The sequence below is a fragment of the Kurthia huakuii LAM0618 genome (assembly GCF_000505545.1).
GTDB lineage: Bacteria > Bacillota > Bacilli > Bacillales_A > Planococcaceae > Kurthia > Kurthia huakuii.
In genome coordinates this window covers 25305-47378 of the sequence record NZ_AYTB01000021.1, presented here as the reverse complement: position 1 = coordinate 47378, position 22074 = coordinate 25305, and the positions used below count along the sequence as shown (strand labels likewise).

The following is a 22074-nucleotide window of genomic DNA, read 5'->3' as shown; positions in this document are numbered from 1 at the left end:
TTATATAATTTCACATACAAAAACAAGGGTTGTTAAATGGTTATAATGTATATCTTGTAACTATTTTAAGGGATGGAAGGGAATGAATTATTTGTTTAGTTTAGATTGGATTTCTTTAACTAAAATTTGTGCGCCTTCTGGGCTTAAGATTAAGTTACCACCAGCAAGACGGAAGTTATCGTCTGATACTTCACCTGTTACAGCACAAGTCATGTTAGGCATATATTTTTTTAAGATGATTTTGTCGTCATCCACGTAAATTTCTAAAGCGTCTTTCTCTGCAATACCTAATGTGCGACGTAATTCGATTGGAATAACTACGCGGCCTAATTCGTCAACTTTACGTACAATACCTGTAGATTTCATGATGAATCTCCTCCTAATTAATTGGTTGATTTATGTGTTAGTTCGTCAAAATTCGACATAATTTCTTTGTCTGGAATTAATCATACCAACTAATACCATAATCGTCAATTATTTTTTCTCCTAGTTTCAAAACTTTTTTTCAAATATATGGTTTATAAAGAGGTCGGATTGCGTAAAAAAATGATTTAATTAGCCAAAAAATGCGTTTTTCGATGATTTTCACGCTTATAATAGTGTTTTTAATTCGAGATAATTATTCGACAAATATCTACAAAAAATCGACAAAATAAACTATCGTTGCTTCAATTTGTCTACTTAGATAGAATAGTAACTATACTGTATAACACTGGAGGAAGCTTTCGTGAACAAAGAAAAAGAAACATTTTATATCACAACACCGATCTATTATCCAAGCGGTAAATTCCATATCGGCACGGCCTACACAACTGTAGCTGCTGATACGATGGCACGCTACAAACGCTTACGTGGATTTGACGTACGATTCCAAACAGGTATGGATGAACATGGCCAAAAGATTCAAGAAAAATCAGAAGAAGCGGGCAAGGAACCTAAAGTTTATGTAGATGAAATTGCAGACGCGGCGAAAAAATTATGGGCTCAAATGGATATTTCATATGATGATTTTATTCAAACAACTGAACAACGTCACACAACAGCCGTACAAAAAATCTTCAAACGCTTTTTAGACAATGGCGACATTTATAAAGGCGAATATGAAGGCTGGTACTGTACGCCATGTGAATCATTCTTTACAGAAACACAATTAGTAGATGGGAACTGCCCAGACTGTGGTCGTCCTGTTCACACAGTAAAAGAAGAGTCTTATTTCTTTAATATGAAGAAGTATGCCGATCGCTTACTACAATATTATGAAGAAAACCCAGGTTTCATCGAGCCAGAATCTCGTAAAAATGAAATGGTTAATAACTTCATTAAACCGGGTCTTGAAGACTTATCGGTATCTCGTACATCATTTGATTGGGGTATTCGCGTCCCTGGCGATGAAAAGCATGTTATTTATGTATGGGTAGATGCGTTAACAAACTATTTAACAACATTAGGCTATGATACTGACAATGATGCAGACTTTAAAAAATACTGGCCTGCAAACGTACATGTTGTTGGGAAAGATATCGTGCGTTTCCATACAATCTACTGGCCAATTTTCTTAATGGCATTAGATTTACCATTACCAAAAAAAGTTTTCGCACACGGCTTCATTATGATGAAAGACGGCAAAATGTCGAAATCAAAAGGCAATGTTGTTTATCCTGAAATGTTAATCGAACGCTACGGTCTTGATGCAACGCGTTACTTCCTATTACGTGAGCTACCATTTGGTTCAGATGGTGTATTCTCTCCAGAATCATTTGTAGAACGTACAAACTTTGACCTTGCCAATGACCTTGGTAACTTATTAAATCGTACTGTGTCAATGATGAACAAATACTTCGATGGCGTGATTCCAACAGAAGATTTAGTAGGTACGGACTTTGATGCAGCTCTTGAAGCAACAGCAAAAGAATCATTAACGAAATTTGAAGCGAATATGGAAAAAATGCAGTTTAGCGTAGCGCTAGCTGATATTTGGACGTTAGTATCTCGCACAAATAAATATATCGACGAAACAGAGCCTTGGGTGCTGGCGAAAGATGAAGCATTAAAACCGAAGCTAGGTACGGTTATGTACAACCTTGCTGAAAACCTTCGCCGCGTTGCGGTAATGATTCAACCATTTATGACAAAATCACCAACAGAGATTTTACGTCAACTTGGCTTATCAGAACAATTATTAGCATGGGATACATTAACTGCTACGAACGTTATTCCAGCTGGTACAACGGTTATCACAAAAGGTGAACCGATTTTCCCTCGTTTAGATAACGAAGTAGAAGTAGAATATATTCGCGAGCAAATGCGTGGTTCTGTAAAAACAGTTCAAGAAGAAAAACCTGAAGTAGTTGCTGAAGAAATCGAACACGAACAAGAAATTACAATTGATGATTTCATGAACGTAGAGCTTCGTGTCGGTACAGTAGTAGCTGCTGAAAAAATGAAAAAAGCTGACAAGTTGTTAAAAATCCAAGTAGACCTTGGTTATGAACAACGTCAAGTTGTGTCAGGTATCGCTTCTTATTACACACCAGAAGAATTAGTGGGACAAAAAGTAATCGTTGTAGCAAACTTAAAACCAGTAAAACTTCGTGGCGAATTGTCTCAAGGGATGATTTTAGCAGGTAGTGTTGGCGATACATTAAAACTTGCACAAGTAGATTCAGCATTAGAAAATGGCGCACGCGTACGTTAATTGCTGTGAATTTTGAAGTGAAGGATCGTGCTTTTAGCGCGGTCCTTTTCTATTACAAAGTTTAAAAATTAACAAAAAAGTACTCGGAAATAGTAATAAAATAGTTTATTATTATCCCTTTATATGACAAATTACACTTTCTTTTTATGTGAACAGATTGTTATTTAACAACCAATTATAATATTTGTAATATAAATGTAATATGGAAGTTATTTATGAAATGGTTTTAGTGAGTACAATAAATCTCAGAAAAGGAGCATGTTTATGTTTATCGACACACATGTCCATTTAAACAACGAGCAATACAACGAAGATTTAGATCAGGTGATTGAGCGCGCCTTTGAAAACAACGTCAAAGAAATGGTTGTTATCGGTTTTGACCGACCAACAATTGTACGAGCGCTTGAACTTGCTGAGCAATACGATTTTATTTACGCAGCGATTGGCTGGCATCCAGTTGATGCAATCGATTGTACAGACGAAGATCTAGCATGGATTGAAAAATTAGCAACAGAACATAGCAAAGTCGTAGCCATTGGAGAAACAGGATTGGATTATCATTGGGATAAATCCCCAAAGGATGTGCAGGAAACAATCTTCCGCAAGCAAATTCAGCTTGCGAAGCGTGTAAAACTCCCAATTATTATTCATAATCGCGAGGCAACTGGTGATTGTGTCCGCATGTTAATCGAAGAACATGCAGAAGAAGTGGGGGGTGTCATGCACTCCTTCAGCGCGAGCGTCGAAATCGCAGAAGTGATTATCGATAAATTAAATTTCTACGTCGGATTAGGTGGTCCCGTAACATTTAAAAATGCGAAAACACCGAAACAAGTCGCCGCAGAAATCCCGCTTGAACGAATTATTTTAGAAACGGACGCACCGTTCCTTGCACCGCATCCAAATCGGGGTAAAAGGAACGAGCCGTCATACATCCCTCTAATCGCCGCAGAAATCGCGCAACTACGCGGTATAGCGGTCGAAGAGGTCGAGCGTGTGACGACGGAAAACGCACATCGTTTCTATAACATAAAATAAGACTTTGGAACTAATTCCTCCGAACTCACGAAACCGTTGATACAATAGGGTTTACCGTTTTATGTAAAATTCGTCCGCTGTTGACAGGGACAAAAGACACTCTATATAATCCAACGAGTGAATAAGGAGGTATTTTTCATGTCAAACAATTCCATGAAAAAACTGTTCCCGGAATCATTAAAAAATACAAAAATGGTAATGCTGTTAACAGCACTTACACTTATGATTGCGTTTGTAGTAGCTACAGTATTTAGTACTGCAACTAATGAACAGGCAACAAAAGAAGTTAAAAAAACAGAACAACAAGATAAAACATCACAAGATTATGCGAACCGCTTCGCTGGTGAAGAAATTTCAACTGTTTCAAGTAAAACAGTGAAAACAACAGCACACTTAAACGCTCGTGCTGGCGCTGGTGTAAAATATCGCGTGAAATACAAAATTCCAAAAGGTAAGAAAGTTACATACGTTGGTGGCCGTAAGGGAGACTGGGTTAAAGTTTCATACAAAGGTACAAAAGGTTATGTAAACTCTAAATACTTATCAGGCATTACAAAAACAGGTGCTGGCGCTCGTACATTTACAGTGTCATCAACAGCATATACAGCTTACTGCTCAGGCTGCTCAGGTCGCACAGCAACAGGTATCAACCTACGGGCGAATCCAAACAAAAAAGTTATCGCAGTTGATCCACGCGTCATTCCATTAGGTTCTAAAGTATACGTTGAAGGTTACGGCTTAGCTGTAGCAGGCGATACAGGTGGCGCGATTAAAGGCAATAAAATTGATGTATTCATGTCATCACATTCAAAAGCTTTAAACTGGGGCCGTCGTTCAGTAAAGGTAACGGTTTATTAATTATAAATTAGCAGCTTCGCTATTGCGAGGTTGCTTTTTTTATGGTAAAAACGCGATGCTTTTTATTTTGCGCTGAACATATTATAATAAGCATATTGTTTATTTTTAGAACGTAGTAATTAACGAAAAGAGGATTCACACAAGTGGACATAAAAGAGATTATTGTTGTTGAGGGGAAAGATGATACGACAGCGATTAGGCGTTCGGTAAATGCCGATACGATTGAAACGAACGGCTCAGCGATTTCAGCGGAGTGCTTACAGCGCATTCAACACGCACAAGATGTAAGGGGGGTTATCGTTTTTACGGACCCAGATTATCCTGGGCGTCGCATTCGTGCAATCATTGAGGAGCATGTGAAAGGTATTAAGCATGCATTTTTACCGAAGAAGAAAACAATCGCTAAAAATGGCAAGAGCTTAGGCATCGAACATGCGAAGTCTGAAGATATTCGCTATGCTCTTGAAAATGTCTATACGGTACATGAAGGTGCGCCAGCGTGTACGATTACGCGCGATGATTTACTAATGGCTCACCTGCTTGGTCACCCGTCTGCAAAAAAACGTCGTGATCGTCTAGGGGAAATTTTAAATATTGGTTCTACAAACGGCAAGCAGCTCGTAAAACGTTTGGAAATGTTCCAAATTACCGAGCAACAATTTGGCGCAGCAATTGCGCAAATCAATCAGGAGGAACAGGATGCATAAAGATATCGCAACACCGATTCGTACGCAGGAAATTTTAAAGAAATATGGTTTTTCATTCAAAAAGAGCTTAGGACAAAACTTTTTAATCGATCCAAATATTTTACGCAATATCGTTGGGCACGCTGATTTAACAAAGGACAGTGCTGCGATTGAAGTAGGACCAGGGATTGGTGCGTTAACAGAGCATTTAGCGCGCCAAGCAGGCAAGGTCATGTCATTTGAAATAGACCAACGCCTATTACCGGTATTAGAAGATACGCTAAGCCCTTATGACAACGTTAAAATCGTCCATTCAGACGTTTTAAAGGCAGATGTTAAAGGTTTGATTGATACGGAGCTTGCAGGCTTTAAAGACATCATGGTAGTCGCTAACTTACCGTATTACGTGACAACGCCAATTTTGATGAAGCTATTAACGGAAAATTTACCGCTACGTGGCTTTGTCGTGATGATGCAAAAAGAAGTCGCAGATCGTATTTCAGCAAAACCTGGTACAAAAGCATATGGCTCGTTATCAATCGCTGTACAATACTACTGCACGGCTGAGGTAGCGATGATTGTGCCTAAAACGGTCTTTATGCCACAACCAAATGTCGATTCGGCTGTGTTAAAGTTAATCCGTCACGACGAGCCACCAGTGTCTGTTATCGATGAAGACTTCTTCTTTAGCGTAACGCGCGCAGCATTTGCACAACGCCGTAAAACGTTGTTAAACAACTTACAATCGCAGCTACCAAACGGCAAGGCGAAAAAGGAAGATATTTTACGTGCGCTTGAACAAGCGGCTGTCGAACCAACGCGTCGCGGTGAAACATTATCGATTGCAGAATTCGGTGCATTAGCGGATGCATTACACCCATATTTTAACTAATATCGTTTATGCAAAAAAAGCATAGAAAAATCGTGATAAAATAATTGACATAGAAAATATAGATTGATAGAATATAAATTTACAGTTGACTTTCTAGCACTATCTCGTTATACTAGGTTATAGTGAGGTGTAAGCATAATGCCAAAAACATTAGCCGACATTAAAAAGTCGTTAGACAGTCATTTAGGCCAACGCATGCAATTAAAAGCAAATGGTGGCCGCAAGAAAACTATTGAACGAGCAGGCGTACTTCGTGAAACATATCGCGCAGTATTCGTCGTTGATCTTGATCAAGATGAAAACGCATTTGAACGCGTTTCTTACAGTTACACAGATATTTTAACAGAAGCAGTAGAGATTACATTCGAAGGCGAGTCGAAACTGGCTATCGCCGAATAGTAAACATTTATATTTTTTCGGGCACTTATAAAACAATCCTTCTCGTTGAAGGGCCGTTTTATAAGTGTTTTATTTTGTAAGCCACGCAGCGGAATTTTGGCGTGGTTTTTTTCATGTCTGAAACCGTCATTGAAAAGTCGCGATGTGTTAGAATAATACACAGTAACAAAGGGCGATGATGGCCAGATAGGAAAGTGAGGTAGGCATATGCTTTACGTGAAAGCACCTGCGAAAATTAATTTAACTTTGGATGTATTACATAAACGTCCAGATGGATACCATGAAGTAGAGATGATTATGACGACCGTTGATTTAGCAGACCGCGTTGGATTGGAGCTTCGCCGTGATGGTGAAATCTTCGTTCATTCAAGCAATAATTTTGTTCCGGATGACCAACGTAATTTAGCGTATCAGGCGGCAAAATTATTGAAGGACCGTTTTAATGTAACATCGGGTGTGTCGATTACAATCGATAAGCAAATTCCAGTAGCGGCTGGGCTTGCGGGCGGTAGTAGCGATGCAGCGGCAACATTAAAAGGTTTAAATGAATTATGGAGCTTAGGTTTATCATTAGACGACTTAGCAGAGTTAGGGGCAGAGATTGGCTCAGACGTGTCATTTTGCGTCTATGGCGGCACAGCGATTGCTAGTGGACGTGGCGAAAAGATTGAGCATATCTCAGCGCCACCGAGCAGCTGGGTTATTTTAGCGAAACCGACAATTGGCGTATCAACAGCGGCTGTTTATGGTGGCTTGAAGTTGGACGGTATAGAGCACCCGGATACTGCTGGTATGGTCGAGGCAATTAAGACGAACGATTACGCTAAAATGTGTGGTACACTAGGCAATGTATTAGAGAGTGTCACGCTTGATATGCATCCGGAAGTTTCGAGCATTAAAGAGCAAATGAAGCGCTTTGGTGCAGACGGTGTACTCATGAGTGGTAGCGGCCCTACTGTGTTTGCGCTCGTGCAGACAGAAGCGCGTACGACACGTATTGTTAATGGTCTCAAAGGTTTTTGTGATGAAGTATATGCAGTGCGTCTATTAGGCGACCGATAGTACTTGCATAAACACGTATAATTATGGTATTTTTTGTATAAAATATTCGTATTTAGGAGAGGATTTCATGAAATGGAAGCGTAGTGAGCGTCTTGTTGATATGACGCATTATTTATTGGAGCATCCACAACAATTAATCCCCCTTACATTTTTCGCTGAATCATATCAGTCGGCAAAGTCCTCAATTAGCGAAGACTTATCGATTGTGAAAGATACATTTGAAGAAAGAGGGATTGGTCATTTAATTACAGTCCCAGGTGCGGCAGGTGGTGTGAAATACATCCCTAAAGTTCCTGAAGCAGCAGTTAAAAAAGTTGTAGCAGAGTTAATTACAGAATTAAGTCATTCCGATCGCCTGTTGCCTGGTGGATATTTATTTATGACGGACTTACTTGGTAACCCAGAGTTAATCAATAAAGTCGGTAAAGTATTTGCCTCAGCATTTTGTGATCAAGAAATAGATGTTATTATGACCGTTGCAACGAAAGGGATTTCAATTGCGCATGCGATTGCACGCCACTTGAATGTCCCTGTTGTGGTCGTACGTCGCGATAATAAGGTGACAGAAGGTTCTACAGTAAGTATCAACTATGTATCAGGCTCTTCACGTCGTATTCAAACGATGGTGCTATCAAAACGTAGCATGAAGAGTGGTCAGCGCGTGCTCATCACCGACGACTTTATGAAAGTTGGCGGCACGATGAACGGGATGAAAAATTTATTAGAAGAGTTCGACTGTACACTAGCAGGTATCGCTGTGCTAGTTGAGGCCGAACATCCCGACGAACGCTTAGTCGATGATTATTATTCATTAGTAAAATTAAAAGACGTCAATGAGAAGGATCGCACGATTGAGTTAACGGAGGGTAATTATTTTTCGAAGGGTGGAAACTAAGTAATGAAAGTAGTAGCAACGAATAATGCACCTGCGGCAATCGGTCCGTACGTGCAAGGTGTTATTGTGAACAACATGTTCTATAGCTCAGGTCAAATCCCATTAACGGCTGCGGGTGAGCTTGTAGAAGGATCAATTACAGAACAAACAAACCAAGTTTTCGAAAATTTAAAAGCGGTATTAGCTGAAGCGGGTTCTTCACTCGATAAAGTCGTAAAAACGATGGTATTCATTTCAGATATGAATGAATTCGGTGAGTTAAATGAAGAATATGCACGTCATTTCGGCGACCACAAACCAGCACGTAGTTGTGTGGAAGTAGCGCGTTTACCTAAAGACGTTAAAGTAGAAATCGAAGTTATCGCACTCGTATAATTTCAATACATGAAAGAATCTGTGAAAACAGGTTCTTTTTTTGTTTGAATAGGACTGAAATGAGGAATTAAAACATAGTGTTTTTCTTTTTACGTAAAATTATTAGAAAGTTCAAAAAAATATTTTTATGAAAAGAAGGAAAAAAATGTTTATTTGCCGAATAGTACAGTAGGAAAGAGTTAATTTTTGCATCTAAGATGAGAGGTGGTGAAAAGAATGGAAGTAACTGATGTACGATTACGCCGTGTTCAAACGGATGGTCGCATGCGTGCGATCGCTTCCATCACACTAGACAACGAGTTTGTTGTGCATGATATTCGCGTTATTGACGGGAATACGGGACTATTTGTCGCTATGCCGAGCAAGCGTACGCCGGATGGTGAGTTTCGAGATATTGCGCATCCGATTAACTCCGATATGCGTACAAAAATTCAACAAGCTGTTTTAGTCGCATATGAAAATGCGGAAGAAACGAATGAGGAAGAGAGCGTTGTTGAACAAGTATAAAATAAAAGGTCATAAGAAAAAGAGGTCTCCGTTTGACGGGAGGCCTCTTTTTTTATTTCGCAAATTGTAACATGCGCTCTAATGCGTGAATTGATTGCGCTGTTGTGTCGGCGTCAACGGTGATGACATTGCCGCGACCGCCTTCTACAATCGTCTCAAGCGCCCATAATAGATGTGGCAAGTCGATGCGATTCATCGTTAGGCAAGGACACATATTCGTATTGAGTGAAATGATGTGTTTATCAGGGTGCTCCGTAATCAGGCGCTTCACGAGATTCATCTCGGTGCCAATCGCCCAGCGAGAGCCTGTAGGAGCGCTTTCAATCGTGTCGATAATATACTTTGTCGACCCGTTATCATCGGCCGCCTGTACGACGTCATGACTACATTCAGGATGGACGATAACGCGCATGTCCGGGTCATTTTTACGAATGTCGTCAATATGCCATTTATTAAAACCTTCATGGACCGAACAATGCCCCTTCCATAAAATTACCTGTACGTCTTCTAGCTCACCGTCATATTCGAGCTTTTCACGAATCGGGTCCCAGACAGCCATATGTTCAAGTGGCACACCGAGCGCAAATGCGGTATTACGTCCAAGATGCTGGTCTGGTAAAAATAATAGGCGAGACTTTTGCTGAAAGGCCCATTCGACCATCGTTTTTGCATTTGATGACGTGACACATGCCCCGCCGTGACGACCGACAAAAGCTTTGATGCTCGCAGTCGAATTGACGTATGTCAGCGGCACAATCGTATCGCCGAATAACTGCTGAAGTTGTTGCCAAGCGCTTTCTGTTTGCTCGATATTTGCCATATCGGCCATCGAACAACCTGCGCGCATATCCGGTAAATAAACCGTTTGTTCATCCGTTGTCAGCATATCGGCAGTCTCGGCCATAAAGTGCACGCCGCAAAAAACGATATGTTTCGCGCGCGTGTTGCTCGCGCAAATTTGTGCGAGCTGCAGAGAATCACCTGCCGCGTCGGCAAATTGGATGACTTCATCGCGCTGATAGTGATGACCTGGGATGAAAAGCTCGTCACCAAGCTGTTGTTTAATCGCTCGAACGCGCGCCTCCATTTCCGTTGTAGACATCGTTTTATAACGTTCAGGTAATTTTGATAATTGATCGAATAATGTTGGATTCATCATGCGTTTAACGCTCCTTTCAGTTCAACAAGTGCAGAAATATCGAAAGCTTTCACCGAATGTGTCAGGAAGCCAAGGGAAATATAGTGAACGCCACTTTGTGCGTAGCTAGCAATCGTGTCGAGTGTAATACCGCCTGATGCCTCGGTGACAATCGTCTCTGGTACGAGCTGTTGCCACTCACGAATCGTTTCAGGTGTTTGATTATCAAACATAATAATGTCCGCGTGCGCCTCGATCGCTTCTTGAAGTTGCGCGCGCGTTTCGATTTCGACCTCGATTTTGACGGTGTGCCCAATCGCTTGGCGTGCGCGCGTCACTGCTTCAGTAATCGAACCGCAAAACGCGATATGGTTGTCCTTTAACATAATGCAGTCATATAAGCCGCTGCGATGATTGTAGCCACCGCCGATACGTATGGCATACTTTTCGAGCATTCGTAGCCCCGGTGTCGTTTTACGCGTATCGCAAATTTTTGTCGTTGTGCCGGCTGTTTGCGAAGCGGCAGCGTGTGTCATCGTAGCAATTGCACAAAGGCGCTGTACGAGATTTAGTACGACACGTTCGCCTGACAATAAGAGTTGAATCGGCCCTGCAATCGTTGCAAGTTTGTCGCCGTATGCAATGCGCGCACCTTCTGCTACGTGCATTGTGACGCGAATAGATGGATGCAATAGCGCAAAGCCCGTTTCGATAATAGGCGTGCCGCAAAAAATACCGTCTTCTTTTGCATAAAAAGAAAATTGTCCGGCTTCATCTGCTGGGAAAATCGTCGTACTCGATAAATCATTGTCGCCAATATCTTCAATAAAAAATTCTTTCAGCATGTGCTGTAGTTTGAATAAATTCATGCCATGTCCTCCTAACGATGGTGTGCTGTTGTTGTATCAATAAGCGGTTTGATAGCGCGTCATTTTGTTGAGGGTAATCTTCGCGTATATGCGCCCCGCGTGTTTCTTGGCGTGCAAGTGCTCCGCTGACAATCAATCGTGCAGTCACATGTGCAAGTGCGAGCTCGGCCTGGTCCGGCGCAATCTGGTCGATAATCGGGAGCTTATTTTTAAGCTGTTGTAACGTAAGTCCGCTTCGCATAATACCGGCGTGCTGCATCATAAGTTGTTGAAGTTGTTCAAGCGGCAATAGCGCCGTATTTGGTGCGACAGGTGCATGCCGCAAGTGCCAATTTGTTTGTGCTGGCGCTTGTGCTAAATGCTCTGCAAGGCGCATACCAAACGCCAGTCCTTCTAATAATGAATTGCTCGCGAGGCGATTAGCCCCGTGGACGCCACTACATGCCGCTTCGCCGACCGCATATAAGCCTCGCAGTGACGTTTGCCCAACATCATCGGTTAAAATGCCGCCCATTAAAAAGTGGCTACCCGGTGCAATCGGAATACGCTGCGTGGATAGTGGAACGTCTGCGCGCTGACAAATGGCACTAACAGTCGGAAAATGTTGTTCAAAATTTGCAATCGCTGAAATGTCTAAATAGACGTCATGACCGGCTGCACGACGCTCATAGACGGCGCGTGCTGTGATGTGACGAGGTGCAAGGTCTTGTCCATTCATAAAGTAATCGCCGGTATCGTCTACAAAACGTGCACCGGCCCCGCGCACCGCTTCAGATACAAGTCCAAAGCAACGTTCATCTTTATACAATAAGCTTGGGTGAAATTGCATAAATTCCATATCGGCAACAGCTGCCCCAGCGAGTGCGGCCATTGCGATACCATCACCGAAACTTTTAGGTTGATTAGATGTGTACGTGTAGAGCGCGCCAGCCCCGCCCGTTGCGATAATCGTCTGCGCTGCAAAATAACATTGCGTTGTTGTCCGAACACCGATAATGTCACCTGCTGTATTGTGCAATAGCGCATAGGCAAGTTCATGTGTATGGATGTGTACATTGCTAGGAAGCTGGTTGATTAAATGCTCGGTTAAATGTCGCCCGGTCGCATCACCGCCAGCATGAACGATGCGGTGATGACTATGTGCGCCCTCTAAACCAACGTGCGCATCGATAGCAAAGCCTTGCGTGATGAGCGCATCAAGCGCCGTCTTGCCATCCGTAACAAGGTTGTTAACATGTGGCTCGTAATTATGCGCGACACCAGCAGCAAGTGTGTCTGCGATATGGCTCGCAAATGAATCCTTTGGCTGTGTGACAGACGCAATGCCACCTTGCGCAATATAGGAGCTACTCGTGCGCAAATCACCTTTCGTAATAACTAAGACGTGCTTGTGTTTTGGTAGCAGGCGTGCCGTTTGAAGTGCCGCAATGCCGCTACCGAGGATGATAATGTCTACATGCATGTGTACATACCTTCTTTTACAGTTGTCTTGTCACATATATTTACATAAAATATTCAATAAGACAAGAGCTAGAAAAGGGGATTGCGATGGTTTATTTAGATTATGCGGCCACATCACCGATGAGTGAGGCAGCGCTTGAAACGTATGAAAAAATTGCACGACAATATTATGGTAATGCATCTAGCTTGCATGAGGATGGCTGGATGGCAAAGCAAGTACTCGACAATGCGCGCGCGATGATTGCACATATTGCGGGTGTTGAGGCACGAGGAATTTATTTTACCGGCAGTGGCACCGAGGCTAATTTAATTGGCATTATGTCGCTCGCACTCGCATCAAAGAAGCGGCACATTATTACGTCAATGGCCGAGCATACGTCGGTACATGCGGCGATGAATGCGCTTGAACGCATGGGCTATCGTGTGACGCGTTTGCCGCTACAGCAAAATGGCTTGATTGATTGTGCATTAGTTGAACGCACGATTGATGACGATACGTGCTTATTAGCATTGCAGCATATTAATCCAGAAATCGGTGGCGTACAGCCGATTGCGCAATTGGCGGAAATCGCGCGGCGTCATGATGTATTGTTCCATGTGGATTGCGTGCAGTCATTTGCGAAAGTGCCACTCGACTTTGTCGATGACATTGATTCGTTTGCGTGTTCTGCACATAAAGTAGCGGGGCCGAAAAGCTGCGGGGCAGTTTATATTAAGCCGGGTGTGAAAGTCACAGGAATTTTTCCGGGGCTGACGCATGAACGTGGCTTACGTGGCGGAACGGTTGATGTGGCTGCAAATGGCGCATTTGCCGTTGCAGCGGAAGCGTGTGCACGCGAGCATCGCATCGCACATTTTACAGCGCTTCGTCGCGTGTTAAAACAGCGTTTAACGGGTAATAAATACACATTACTAGAAGCGGCTGTGCAGTATCCGGGGATTTGTGGCTTACTCGTACATGGCTATGAAGGTCAGTATGTGATGTTACGACTAAGCGAACGAGGGGTGATGGTCTCAACAGGGAGCGCTTGTGATAGCTCGCATGAGGCAGGGACAAAAACAATTCTGGCGATGGGGGCGTCGGTCGATGAGGCGCGCCAATTTTTCCGTATTTCATTTGGACCTCAAACAACAATGAAGGAAATCGAAATTCTTTGTGAACTTTTGAATGATTTTTAAGACGTAAATCGTCGAGACAAGTTGTTAGAATGATACATTGAAAGGTTGATTTCTACGACTTTCGAGAGAATTTTGATATTGTAAAAAAACAAAAGGCTTTAATTTTAAGTTGTATGACATCTTTTTGTCAAGTCTTAAAGCCTTGAAAAGTAACGAAAATTGCTATATAGTCATAAGAGAAAATCAGCTAATTGGAGGACTTAGTGACATGAAAAATATTTATGCCGTTATTTTGGCTGCTGGCCAAGGCACACGTATGAAGTCTAAATTATATAAAGTTCTTCATTCTGTATGTGGAAAACCAATGGTAGAACATGTGGTAGACCATATTCAAACGCTTGATGTAGCACGTACAGTATCAATTGTTGGTCATGGTGCAGAAAAAGTAAAAGAACAACTTGGTGATAAGAGTGAGTATGTATTACAAGCCGAACAGCTTGGTACAGGCCACGCTGTTCAACAAGCAGAATCTTTACTAGGTGACCTTGATGGTACAACAATCGTTATTTGTGGTGATACGCCATTGATTCGTCCAGAAACAATGAAAGCGCTTATTGAACATCACGAATCTCAAAACGCAAAAGCAACAATTTTAACTGCAGTCGCAGAGGATCCAACTGGTTACGGTCGTATCCTACGCGCTACTGATGGTCAAGTTGAAGCAATTGTCGAACATAAAGATGCAACAGAAGAACAACGTTTAGTAACTGAAATCAACACAGGCACATATTGCTTTGACAACAAGGCATTATTTACTGCGCTGAAATCAGTAAACAACGACAACGTGCAAGGTGAGTACTACTTACCAGACGTTATTAGCATTCTAAAAGAGCAAGGCGAAATCGTCGCAGCGTCAATTTGCGATGACTTCTCTGAAACGCTAGGTGTCAACGACCGCTACGCTTTATCGCAAGCGGAAACACTTATGCGCGCTCGCATCAATGAGAAACATATGCGTAACGGTGTCACAATCATCAACCCAGATAACACCTATATCGGTACTGACGTTACAATCGGTCGCGATACGATTTTACAACCGGGCACAATGCTTGAAGGTAAAGTAGTTATTGGTGAGGATTGTGTTATCGGACCGAATACGCACGTTATCGATAGCCAAATTGGTAATCGTACAAACGTGAAAAATTCGGTTGTAGAAGAAAGTGTTATTGGACAAGACGTAGCTGTCGGACCATATGCACATCTTCGTCCAGCATCAAATGTGGGCAACCACGCAAAAGTTGGGAACTTCGTTGAATTGAAGAAAACAACGCTAGGTGAAGGTAGTAAAGCTTCTCACTTAACTTACCTAGGTGATGCTGAAATAGGTGCTGACGTTAACATTGGTTGTGGTACAATTACTGTGAACTACGACGGCGTCAATAAGTTTAAAACAATTATCAAAGACAAGTCTTTCGTTGGTTGTAATGCAAACTTAATGGCACCAGTCACTTTAGGTGAAAAATCGCTTATTGCAGCCGGTACAACGGTTACAAAAGATGTACCGGATAACGGGCTTGCAATCGGCCGTTCTCGTCAAGAGAACAAAGAAAACTACGTGAAGTAATTTAAATTTAAAATAATTTATAATCAAACAGGAGGCCATCATGCCGTATCAATATGCTAACTCAAATTTAAAAATCTTTTCACTAAGCTCAAATGAACCCCTTGCTTCTTCAATCGCAGAAGAAATGGGCGTAGAGCTAGGTAAAAGTTCTGTAAAACACTTCAGTGATGGAGAAATTCAAATCAGTATTGAGGAAAGTATTCGTGGTTGTGACGTATTTATCGTGCAGTCAACTTCAGCTCCAGTAAACGAAAACTTAATGGAGTTATTAATCATGATCGACGCTGTGAAACGTGCTTCAGCACGCACAGTAAACGTAGTAATGCCTTATTACGGCTATGCTCGTCAAGATCGTAAAGCACGTTCACGTGAACCAATTACGGCAAAACTTGTAGCAAACCTTCTAGAAACAGCTGGCGCAACTCGCGTAGTATTACTAGATTTACATGCTCCACAAATCCAAGGCTTCTTCGATATTTTAATCGACCACTTAGTAGGCGTGCCATTATTATCTGATCACTTCAAATCAAAAGGTTTTGAAGGCAATGATTTAGTAATCGTATCACCTGACCACGGTGGCGTAACACGCGCTCGTAAAATGGCTGAGCGCTTAAAAGCACCAATCGCTATCATCGACAAACGCCGTCCAAAACCAAACGTTGCTGAAGTAATGAACATCGTTGGTAATGTTGAAGGCAAAACTTGTATCTTAATCGATGACATCATCGATACTGCTGGTACAATTACAATCGGTGCTGCAGCTCTTAAAGAGTCTGGCGCTAAAGAAGTTTACGCTTGCTGTACACACCCAGTACTTTCTGGTCCAGCAATCGAACGTATCGAAAACTCTGTAATTAAAGAATTAGTCGTAACTGACTCAATTCAATTATCAGAAGACAAAAAGTCACCAAAGATTCACCAACTTTCTGTTGCAAAATTATTAGCTGATGCAATCGTACGCATTTACGAAAACAAATCAGTAAGTAAATTATTTGATTAATAATTAACGTGTTTATAAAGGGAAGTCCAGATTATTTCTGGGCTTCTTTTTTTGTTCGAAAAACGCGTGTAAGCCGCATAATGATGCCTGTTAACGTAATTTTTTAGTGCTCGAAAACCCGCTATTTTTAAGCAAAAATGTTTCATTTCTATTCATGTTGGGAAGAGATTATATGTGACACAAACAAATATAAATTTTTTCGATAGATGAGAAAGGGGAAATTTTTTTTATGAGTACATCAATCAAAGCAAAAGCTCGAGAAGCGCATAAGCGTTCAGTAAAAACAGAATTGCGTAAGACGGGGTACGTGCCAGCAATCGTGTACGGCTTTAAAACAGAGTCTACCCCAATCGCAGTAAACGAAAAAGAATTGGAAAAAACAATTCGTACGGAAGGCCGTAACGCTATCTTATCGTTAGATGTCGATGGCAAAAAGGTCAACGCCGTATTAAAAGAAGTACAAAAAGAGCCAATCAAAGGTAAATTGATTCACTTAGATTTCTTAGCTGTTAGTATGCGTCAAGAACTTGAAGTTGACGTGCCAGTTGTGACAACGGGTACATCAGTCGGCGTAAAAGAAGGCGGCGTACTACAGCAGCCAAATCGTGAGCTAAAATTAACGGTTAAACCATCGGATATCCCAGAGCATATCGAAGTGGATATTACAGCGCTAGGCATTGGTGATACGTTAGCAGTAGCTGACATTCGCGACAAAGTAGACTTTACGATTGTGAATGAGGATGACGTTGTATTAGTAACGGTATCCGCACCAGTATCGGAAGCTGAACTTGAAGCGGATCTTGAAGCAGCAGAGCCTATTGCAGACAACGGTTCAGTTGATGAAGAAGGATAAGTATTCCACATAAAAAGGCGGGAGTTGCGCGAGGGCGTGATTCCCGCCTTTGTTTATGTATGCGATGAGTCTCTTCGGCTATTTCATAATAGATATGTTAAAATGAATGATGAATTAGCAACTGAAAAGGAAGAGGTTTCACATATGAAATTATTTATTGGCCTTGGAAATCCAGGGAAGCAATATGAACATACACATCACAATGTAGGGTTTGATACGATCGATGCCTTAGCGGACAAGTGGGGCATCGACATGAACCAAACGAAATTTAATGCTGTTTTTGGCATGGCACATCGCCCAGAAGGAAAAGTCGTGTTAATGAAGCCCTTAACGTATATGAACTTATCTGGTGAAGCGGTGCGCCCGTTAATGGATTATTATGACATCGACATCGATGATATTGTCGTAATTTACGATGATATGGATATCGATAAAGGGACACTTCGCCTACGCCAAAAAGGTAGCGCTGGTGGTCACAATGGCATTAAATCATTGATCCAACATTTAGGTACACAAAACTTTAATCGCGTACGCATCGGTATTAGCCGCCCACCACAAGGAATGAAAGTGCCAGATTACGTGTTGTCGCGTTTTTCAAAAGAAGAGTGGCCTGACATGGAAAAAGCATTCGATAAAGCTGCGGATGCGTGTGCATTCTTTAACGAGAAGCCATTTGCGGAAGTTATGAATAAATTTAATCAAAAATAATCATTTTAGCGAATAAGGACTGAGCTTTGGCCGAAACGGAGGTCAAGGCCTTTTCTATATCGCAAAACAGGAGGAAGACGAATGGAAGCTTTACGCAAGCTACTTATGCAGGACCAACACGTTAGCCATTTCATCGAGCAGCTTGAGCAAGGTTTAAGCAATGTGCTTGTGACAGGGCTATCAGGCAGCGCGCGACCTGCATTTATCGAAACGATATTTAAAACAATAAATAAACCGATTTATATGATGGCGCCAAACTTATTACAAGGACAAAAAATGTATGATGACCTCGCTAAATTGCTCGGCGATGACGTCGTGCATTACTACCCTGCCGACGAATTTATCGCAGCGGATATGGCTGTTGCGAGTCCGGAGCTGCGTGCGGCACGTATTGAAACGCTCGACCATTTACTACATGATGCGCGCGGTGTATACGTTATACCGATTGCTGGTATGCGCAAGATGATGCAGCCAAAAGAAGAGTGGGAAAAGCTGCGCGTGCCGGTAGCGGTAGGGGAGGATATGGACATCAATACCGTGCTCGAACAGCTCGTCGTGATGGGCTATAGTCGCGGTGAAATGGTGACATCTCCGGGTGAGTTTGCGCTTCGTGGTGGGATTTTGGACGTTTACCCACCGTATATGGAAACGCCAGTGCGCGTGGAATTTTTCGATACGGAAGTCGATTCGATTCGGACGTTTTCAGCCGATGACCAGCGTTCGATTGATAAGCTAGAGCATATTACATTACTACCGGCGACCGAGTTTGTGCTAACGAAAGAGCAGCGTCAAAAACTTGCGGAACGACTCGAAAAAGCACTTGCAGATAGCTTGCAACGAGTGCAGTCTGATGACGTTAAAACATTACTGTACGAAAACATTCAAGCGGATATTGAGTTGTTGCAGCAAGCAGAGTTACCGGACTATACAAATCGCTACGGCTCATTATTGTATGACAAACCGGCCTTTTTAGGTGATTATTTTGCGCATGATGGCTTAGTGATTTATGACGAGCTTGGCCGCGTACAAGAAGTGATGGAAGCGTGGGAAAATGAAGAACAAGAGTGGTTTTTATCACTGGTTGAAGCCGGTAAAATGGTTCATGCGGTGAAGCCATCGTTTAATTTAAAGGAAATCATGGGCAACTTGGCGCAGCAAACGCTGTATTTTGCGTTGTTTGCGCGGAGCTTTGCGGGGCTACGTTTTGAAAAAACAGAGGCTTTTTCATGCAAACCGATGCAACATTTCCATGGTCAAATGGCGATGCTTCAAAATGAAATGGAGCGCTGGCTAAATAGCGCGTTTACGGTCTTGTTTATGACCGATGATGCAGAACGACTGCCGGTCATTCAAACAATGTTTGATGAATATAATATTCATGTCCAACTTGGCGAGCCAAACGGACCGGGAGTTTATGCGTTAGCGGGCAATTTATCGGCTGGTTTTGAGCTGCCGTTACAACGCGTTGCAGTCGTGACTGAAGAGGAATTATTTAAGCAAAAACCGAAGAAAAAAACACGCCCACAAAAAATGACGAATGCCGAGCGTATTAAAAGCTATAGTGAAATTAAACCGGGTGATTATATCGTCCATGTGCATCATGGGATCGGTAAATATATTGGCATTGAAACGCTTGAAGTAGGTGGCAAACATAAAGATTATTTGAATATTATTTATCGCGGTGACGATAAATTATTCGTACCAGTCGACCAAATTGATTTAATCCAAAAATATGTTGCCTCGGAAGATAAATCACCGAAGCTACATAAATTAGGTGGCGCCGAATGGCAAAAAACGAAACGTAAAGTATCAGCGGCCGTCCAAGATATTGCTGATGATTTAATTAAATTGTATGCAAAACGTGAAGCCGAGCGCGGGTATGGTTTTTCTCCAGATGGCGATGAGATGCGTTCATTTGAAATGGGCTTCCCATATGAGGAAACAGATGACCAGCTACGGACGATTCGTGAAGTGAAGGCGGATATGGAACGTGAGCGCCCGATGGACCGACTTGTTTGTGGGGACGTTGGTTACGGCAAAACGGAAGTCGCCATTCGTGCAGCGTATAAAGCGATATTAGATGGCAAGCAAGTAGCATTCCTTGTGCCGACGACGATTTTAGCACAGCAACATTTTGAAACATTACAAGAGCGTTTCCAAGACGAGGCGGTTAACGTTGGGATGTTAAGTCGTTTCCGTACGCGTAAGCAGCAAAATGAAACGCTTAAAGGCTTGAAAGACGGGACGGTTGATATTGTCGTTGGGACGCATCGCTTGTTATCAAAAGATGTGATTTATAACGATTTAGGGTTATTAATTGTCGATGAAGAGCAGCGATTTGGTGTGACACATAAAGAAAAAATTAAAACATTGCGTACGAATGTCGATGTTTTAACGTTAACCGCAACACCGATTCCGCGTACGCTGCATATGTCGATGGTTGGCGTCCGCGATTTATCGGTGATCGAGACACCGCCAGCAAACCGCTTCCCGGTCCAAACGTATGTCATGGAATATAACGGGGCACTTGTGCGCGAAGCGATTGAGCGCGAAATGTCGCGTGGTGGGCAAGTGTTTTATTTACACAATCGCGTGGAAGATATGGCACGCGAAGTCGAAAAAATTCAACTGCTTGTACCAGAAGCGCGTATTGGTCATGCGCACGGGAAGATGACGGAATCCGAGCTTGCATCGATGATTTATGGCTTCCTTGAAGGTGAATATGATGTGCTTGTGACGACAACGATTATTGAAACGGGTGTCGATATGCCAAACGCTAACACGTTAATCGTCAACAATGCCGATCATATGGGCTTGTCACAGCTGTATCAACTGCGTGGTCGTGTCGGCCGTTCAAATCGCGTCGCGTATGCGTATTTTATGTATCAACGGGAAAAAGTATTGACCGAAGTATCTGAACAGCGTCTACAAGCAATTAAAGAGTTTACAGAGCTTGGTTCAGGCTTTAAAATTGCGATGCGTGATTTATCGATTCGTGGTGCCGGTAATTTACTCGGTGCACAACAACATGGCTTTATTGATTCGGTCGGCTTTGATTTGTACTCACAAATGCTTGAAGAAGCGGTCAATGAACGCCGCGTTGCCAAAGGTGAAGATACAACAGCACCGCGCTTGCCAGACCCAGAAATTATGTTGCCGTATGATGCGTATATTCCAGATGACTACATTCCTGATGGCTTCCAAAAAATTCAGATGTATAAGCGCATTAAAGCGATTGATGGGCAAGATATGCATGATGAATTAATCGAGGAAATGACCGACCGCTTTGGCGATATGCCATCTGAAACCGAGCGCTTGCTGCATATCGCGTTAATTCGTGCAGCGGCGATGAAAGTTGGTGTGGAATCGATTAAAGAGAAAAATAAGATCGTCCGTATTCAATTTTCAGAAGCCGGCTCAGGCATGGTTGACGGCGCAAAAATCGTCTCGGACTCGATGGCGTTTGGGCGCGCAGTCGGCTTCTCATTTGAAGAAAATAAATTAGCGCTAACGTTAGATGAACGTAAAGTGAGCGGTATGTTGCCATTTGAAGTACTCGAAAAATTAGTACGTGGCTTACCAGATGCGCTGAAAGAAGCATAGCAAAAAGAGGTTGGGGTGCCCCAACCTCTTTTTAGCGTCTAAAAGTTAATTGTTGCAATAATTCAGCGGGCGCTGTATCAAGCTCTTCACTCAATAATTCACGCGAACCGTCCGCATGTACGCGGTAGCGACGAATGTAACCCTCTTTTTTTTCAGTCACAATTCGCGACTGCGCGGCTGCTTGTAAATTCGACGCAAAAACATTTGTAGATTGACGGTTTGACGCGGCTTGATTAAAGGAAGCTGTATTATGAAACGAATTGATTTTCGATAAACGCATGTATTCACCCCC

Annotated in this window: 21 protein-coding genes; 16 read left to right on the top strand and 5 right to left on the bottom strand. The window is 42.4% G+C overall.

Annotation, left to right across the window (positions count from 1 at the left end):
* Positions 1-87: 87 nt before the first annotated feature.
* Complete coding sequence (locus tag V514_RS0117300) at positions 88-366, bottom strand: AbrB/MazE/SpoVT family DNA-binding domain-containing protein (protein WP_029501091.1); 279 nt, start codon at positions 364-366, stop codon at positions 88-90.
* A 361-nt stretch (positions 367-727) separates the two neighbouring features.
* Between V514_RS0117300 and metG the strand changes: the two genes are divergently transcribed.
* The 10 genes from metG (at position 728) to spoVG (ending at position 9407) form a co-directional block, all read left to right on the top strand.
* Positions 728-2695 (top strand): methionine--tRNA ligase, encoded by a 1968-nt coding sequence (gene metG, locus V514_RS0117295; RefSeq protein WP_029501090.1) that lies wholly within the window; start codon positions 728-730, stop codon positions 2693-2695.
* A 264-nt stretch (positions 2696-2959) separates the two neighbouring features.
* The gene (locus tag V514_RS0117290) at positions 2960-3733 is read left to right on the top strand and encodes a TatD family hydrolase (protein ID WP_029501089.1); all 774 of its coding nucleotides are present in this window, start codon (positions 2960-2962) and stop codon (positions 3731-3733) included.
* A gap of 138 nt (positions 3734-3871) precedes the next feature.
* Positions 3872-4591 (top strand): 3D domain-containing protein, encoded by a 720-nt coding sequence (locus V514_RS0117285; RefSeq protein ID WP_029501088.1) that lies wholly within the window; start codon positions 3872-3874, stop codon positions 4589-4591.
* A 143-nt stretch (positions 4592-4734) separates the two neighbouring features.
* Positions 4735-5298, top strand: coding sequence for a ribonuclease M5 (gene rnmV, locus V514_RS0117280; RefSeq protein WP_029501087.1), 564 nt, complete (start codon positions 4735-4737; stop codon positions 5296-5298).
* Positions 5291-6169 carry a 16S rRNA (adenine(1518)-N(6)/adenine(1519)-N(6))-dimethyltransferase RsmA gene (rsmA, locus tag V514_RS0117275; protein WP_029501086.1) on the top strand — a complete coding sequence of 293 codons (879 nt, stop codon included), beginning with the start codon at positions 5291-5293 and terminating at the stop codon, positions 6167-6169. Before rnmV ends, rsmA begins: the two co-directional genes overlap by 8 nt.
* Positions 6170-6307: 138 nt before the next feature.
* Positions 6308-6568 (top strand): biofilm formation stimulator Veg, encoded by a 261-nt coding sequence (gene veg / locus V514_RS0117270; RefSeq protein WP_029501085.1) that lies wholly within the window; start codon positions 6308-6310, stop codon positions 6566-6568.
* 207 nt (positions 6569-6775) lie between these two features.
* Positions 6776-7630 (top strand): 4-(cytidine 5'-diphospho)-2-C-methyl-D-erythritol kinase, encoded by an 855-nt coding sequence (gene ispE, locus V514_RS0117265; protein ID WP_029501084.1) that lies wholly within the window; start codon positions 6776-6778, stop codon positions 7628-7630.
* A 67-nt stretch (positions 7631-7697) separates the two neighbouring features.
* A complete protein-coding gene (gene purR, locus V514_RS0117260; protein ID WP_029501083.1) occupies positions 7698-8525 on the top strand; it encodes a pur operon repressor in 828 nt (275 codons plus the stop codon).
* 3 nt (positions 8526-8528) lie between these two features.
* Positions 8529-8900: a RidA family protein gene (locus V514_RS0117255; RefSeq protein ID WP_029501082.1), complete on the top strand. Its 372-nt coding sequence runs from the start codon at positions 8529-8531 to the stop codon at positions 8898-8900.
* A 216-nt stretch (positions 8901-9116) separates the two neighbouring features.
* Complete coding sequence (gene spoVG / locus V514_RS0117250; protein ID WP_029501081.1) at positions 9117-9407, top strand: septation regulator SpoVG; 291 nt, start codon at positions 9117-9119, stop codon at positions 9405-9407.
* 52 nt (positions 9408-9459) lie between these two features.
* On the opposite strand, the gene nadA is transcribed toward spoVG, so the two are convergent.
* Genes nadA through nadB form a run of 3 tightly spaced genes read right to left on the bottom strand, consistent with a single transcriptional unit; the run spans position 9460 to position 12876 of the window.
* Positions 9460-10566 carry a quinolinate synthase NadA gene (gene nadA, locus V514_RS0117245; RefSeq protein WP_029501080.1) on the bottom strand — a complete coding sequence of 369 codons (1107 nt, stop codon included), beginning with the start codon at positions 10564-10566 and terminating at the stop codon, positions 9460-9462.
* Positions 10563-11414 carry a carboxylating nicotinate-nucleotide diphosphorylase gene (gene nadC, locus V514_RS0117240; protein ID WP_029501079.1) on the bottom strand — a complete coding sequence of 284 codons (852 nt, stop codon included), beginning with the start codon at positions 11412-11414 and terminating at the stop codon, positions 10563-10565. Before nadC ends, nadA begins: the two co-directional genes overlap by 4 nt.
* Complete coding sequence (gene nadB, locus V514_RS0117235) at positions 11368-12876, bottom strand: L-aspartate oxidase (protein ID WP_029501078.1); 1509 nt, start codon at positions 12874-12876, stop codon at positions 11368-11370. The genes nadC and nadB overlap by 47 nt, the downstream gene beginning before the upstream one ends.
* 86 nt (positions 12877-12962) lie before the next feature.
* Here nadB and V514_RS0117230 point away from each other — a divergent pair, with 86 nt between their 5' ends.
* From V514_RS0117230 to mfd, 6 genes are all read left to right on the top strand, one after another.
* Positions 12963-14054, top strand: a complete 1092-nt coding sequence (locus V514_RS0117230) for an IscS subfamily cysteine desulfurase (protein ID WP_029501077.1) — start codon at positions 12963-12965, stop codon at positions 14052-14054.
* 208 nt (positions 14055-14262) lie between these two features.
* Positions 14263-15618: a bifunctional UDP-N-acetylglucosamine diphosphorylase/glucosamine-1-phosphate N-acetyltransferase GlmU gene (glmU, locus tag V514_RS0117225; RefSeq protein WP_029501076.1), complete on the top strand. Its 1356-nt coding sequence runs from the start codon at positions 14263-14265 to the stop codon at positions 15616-15618.
* Between the two features lie 40 nt (positions 15619-15658).
* Positions 15659-16618, top strand: a complete 960-nt coding sequence (locus tag V514_RS0117220) for a ribose-phosphate diphosphokinase (protein WP_029501075.1) — start codon at positions 15659-15661, stop codon at positions 16616-16618.
* 229 nt (positions 16619-16847) lie between these two features.
* On the top strand, positions 16848-17471 hold the full coding sequence (locus V514_RS0117215; RefSeq protein WP_029501074.1) for a 50S ribosomal protein L25/general stress protein Ctc: 624 nt from the start codon (positions 16848-16850) through the stop codon (positions 17469-17471).
* Positions 17472-17615: 144 nt separating this feature from the next.
* Positions 17616-18179 (top strand): aminoacyl-tRNA hydrolase, encoded by a 564-nt coding sequence (pth, locus tag V514_RS0117210; RefSeq protein WP_029501073.1) that lies wholly within the window; start codon positions 17616-17618, stop codon positions 18177-18179.
* An 81-nt stretch (positions 18180-18260) separates the two neighbouring features.
* On the top strand, positions 18261-21782 hold the full coding sequence (gene mfd, locus V514_RS0117205; RefSeq protein ID WP_029501072.1) for a transcription-repair coupling factor: 3522 nt from the start codon (positions 18261-18263) through the stop codon (positions 21780-21782).
* A gap of 31 nt (positions 21783-21813) precedes the next feature.
* Here the strand turns inward: mfd and V514_RS0117200 are convergent, their stop codons facing one another.
* A complete protein-coding gene (locus tag V514_RS0117200) occupies positions 21814-22062 on the bottom strand; it encodes a hypothetical protein (protein WP_029501071.1) in 249 nt (82 codons plus the stop codon).
* Positions 22063-22074: the final 12 nt, after the last annotated feature.

Excerpts from the sequence above, each read along its gene's own strand:
- V514_RS0117300 (WP_029501091.1), bottom strand. The coding sequence starts at position 366 with ATGAAATCTACAGGTATTGTACGTAAAGTTGACGAATTAGGCCGCGTA.
- V514_RS0117290 (WP_029501089.1), top strand. The coding sequence starts at position 2,960 with ATGTTTATCGACACACATGTCCATTTAAACAACGAGCAATACAACGAA.
- V514_RS0117285 (WP_029501088.1), top strand. The coding sequence starts at position 3,872 with ATGTCAAACAATTCCATGAAAAAACTGTTCCCGGAATCATTAAAAAAT.
- rsmA (WP_029501086.1), top strand. The coding sequence starts at position 5,291 with ATGCATAAAGATATCGCAACACCGATTCGTACGCAGGAAATTTTAAAG.
- veg (WP_029501085.1), top strand. The coding sequence starts at position 6,308 with ATGCCAAAAACATTAGCCGACATTAAAAAGTCGTTAGACAGTCATTTA.
- ispE (WP_029501084.1), top strand. The coding sequence starts at position 6,776 with ATGCTTTACGTGAAAGCACCTGCGAAAATTAATTTAACTTTGGATGTA.
- purR (WP_029501083.1), top strand. The coding sequence starts at position 7,698 with ATGAAATGGAAGCGTAGTGAGCGTCTTGTTGATATGACGCATTATTTA.
- V514_RS0117255 (WP_029501082.1), top strand. The coding sequence starts at position 8,529 with ATGAAAGTAGTAGCAACGAATAATGCACCTGCGGCAATCGGTCCGTAC.
- spoVG (WP_029501081.1), top strand. The coding sequence starts at position 9,117 with ATGGAAGTAACTGATGTACGATTACGCCGTGTTCAAACGGATGGTCGC.
- nadA (WP_029501080.1), bottom strand. The coding sequence starts at position 10,566 with ATGATGAATCCAACATTATTCGATCAATTATCAAAATTACCTGAACGT.
- nadC (WP_029501079.1), bottom strand. The coding sequence starts at position 11,414 with ATGAATTTATTCAAACTACAGCACATGCTGAAAGAATTTTTTATTGAA.
- nadB (WP_029501078.1), bottom strand. The coding sequence starts at position 12,876 with ATGCATGTAGACATTATCATCCTCGGTAGCGGCATTGCGGCACTTCAA.
- V514_RS0117230 (WP_029501077.1), top strand. The coding sequence starts at position 12,963 with ATGGTTTATTTAGATTATGCGGCCACATCACCGATGAGTGAGGCAGCG.
- glmU (WP_029501076.1), top strand. The coding sequence starts at position 14,263 with ATGAAAAATATTTATGCCGTTATTTTGGCTGCTGGCCAAGGCACACGT.
- V514_RS0117220 (WP_029501075.1), top strand. The coding sequence starts at position 15,659 with ATGCCGTATCAATATGCTAACTCAAATTTAAAAATCTTTTCACTAAGC.
- V514_RS0117215 (WP_029501074.1), top strand. The coding sequence starts at position 16,848 with ATGAGTACATCAATCAAAGCAAAAGCTCGAGAAGCGCATAAGCGTTCA.
- pth (WP_029501073.1), top strand. The coding sequence starts at position 17,616 with ATGAAATTATTTATTGGCCTTGGAAATCCAGGGAAGCAATATGAACAT.
- mfd (WP_029501072.1), top strand. The coding sequence starts at position 18,261 with ATGGAAGCTTTACGCAAGCTACTTATGCAGGACCAACACGTTAGCCAT.
- V514_RS0117200 (WP_029501071.1), bottom strand. The coding sequence starts at position 22,062 with ATGCGTTTATCGAAAATCAATTCGTTTCATAATACAGCTTCCTTTAAT.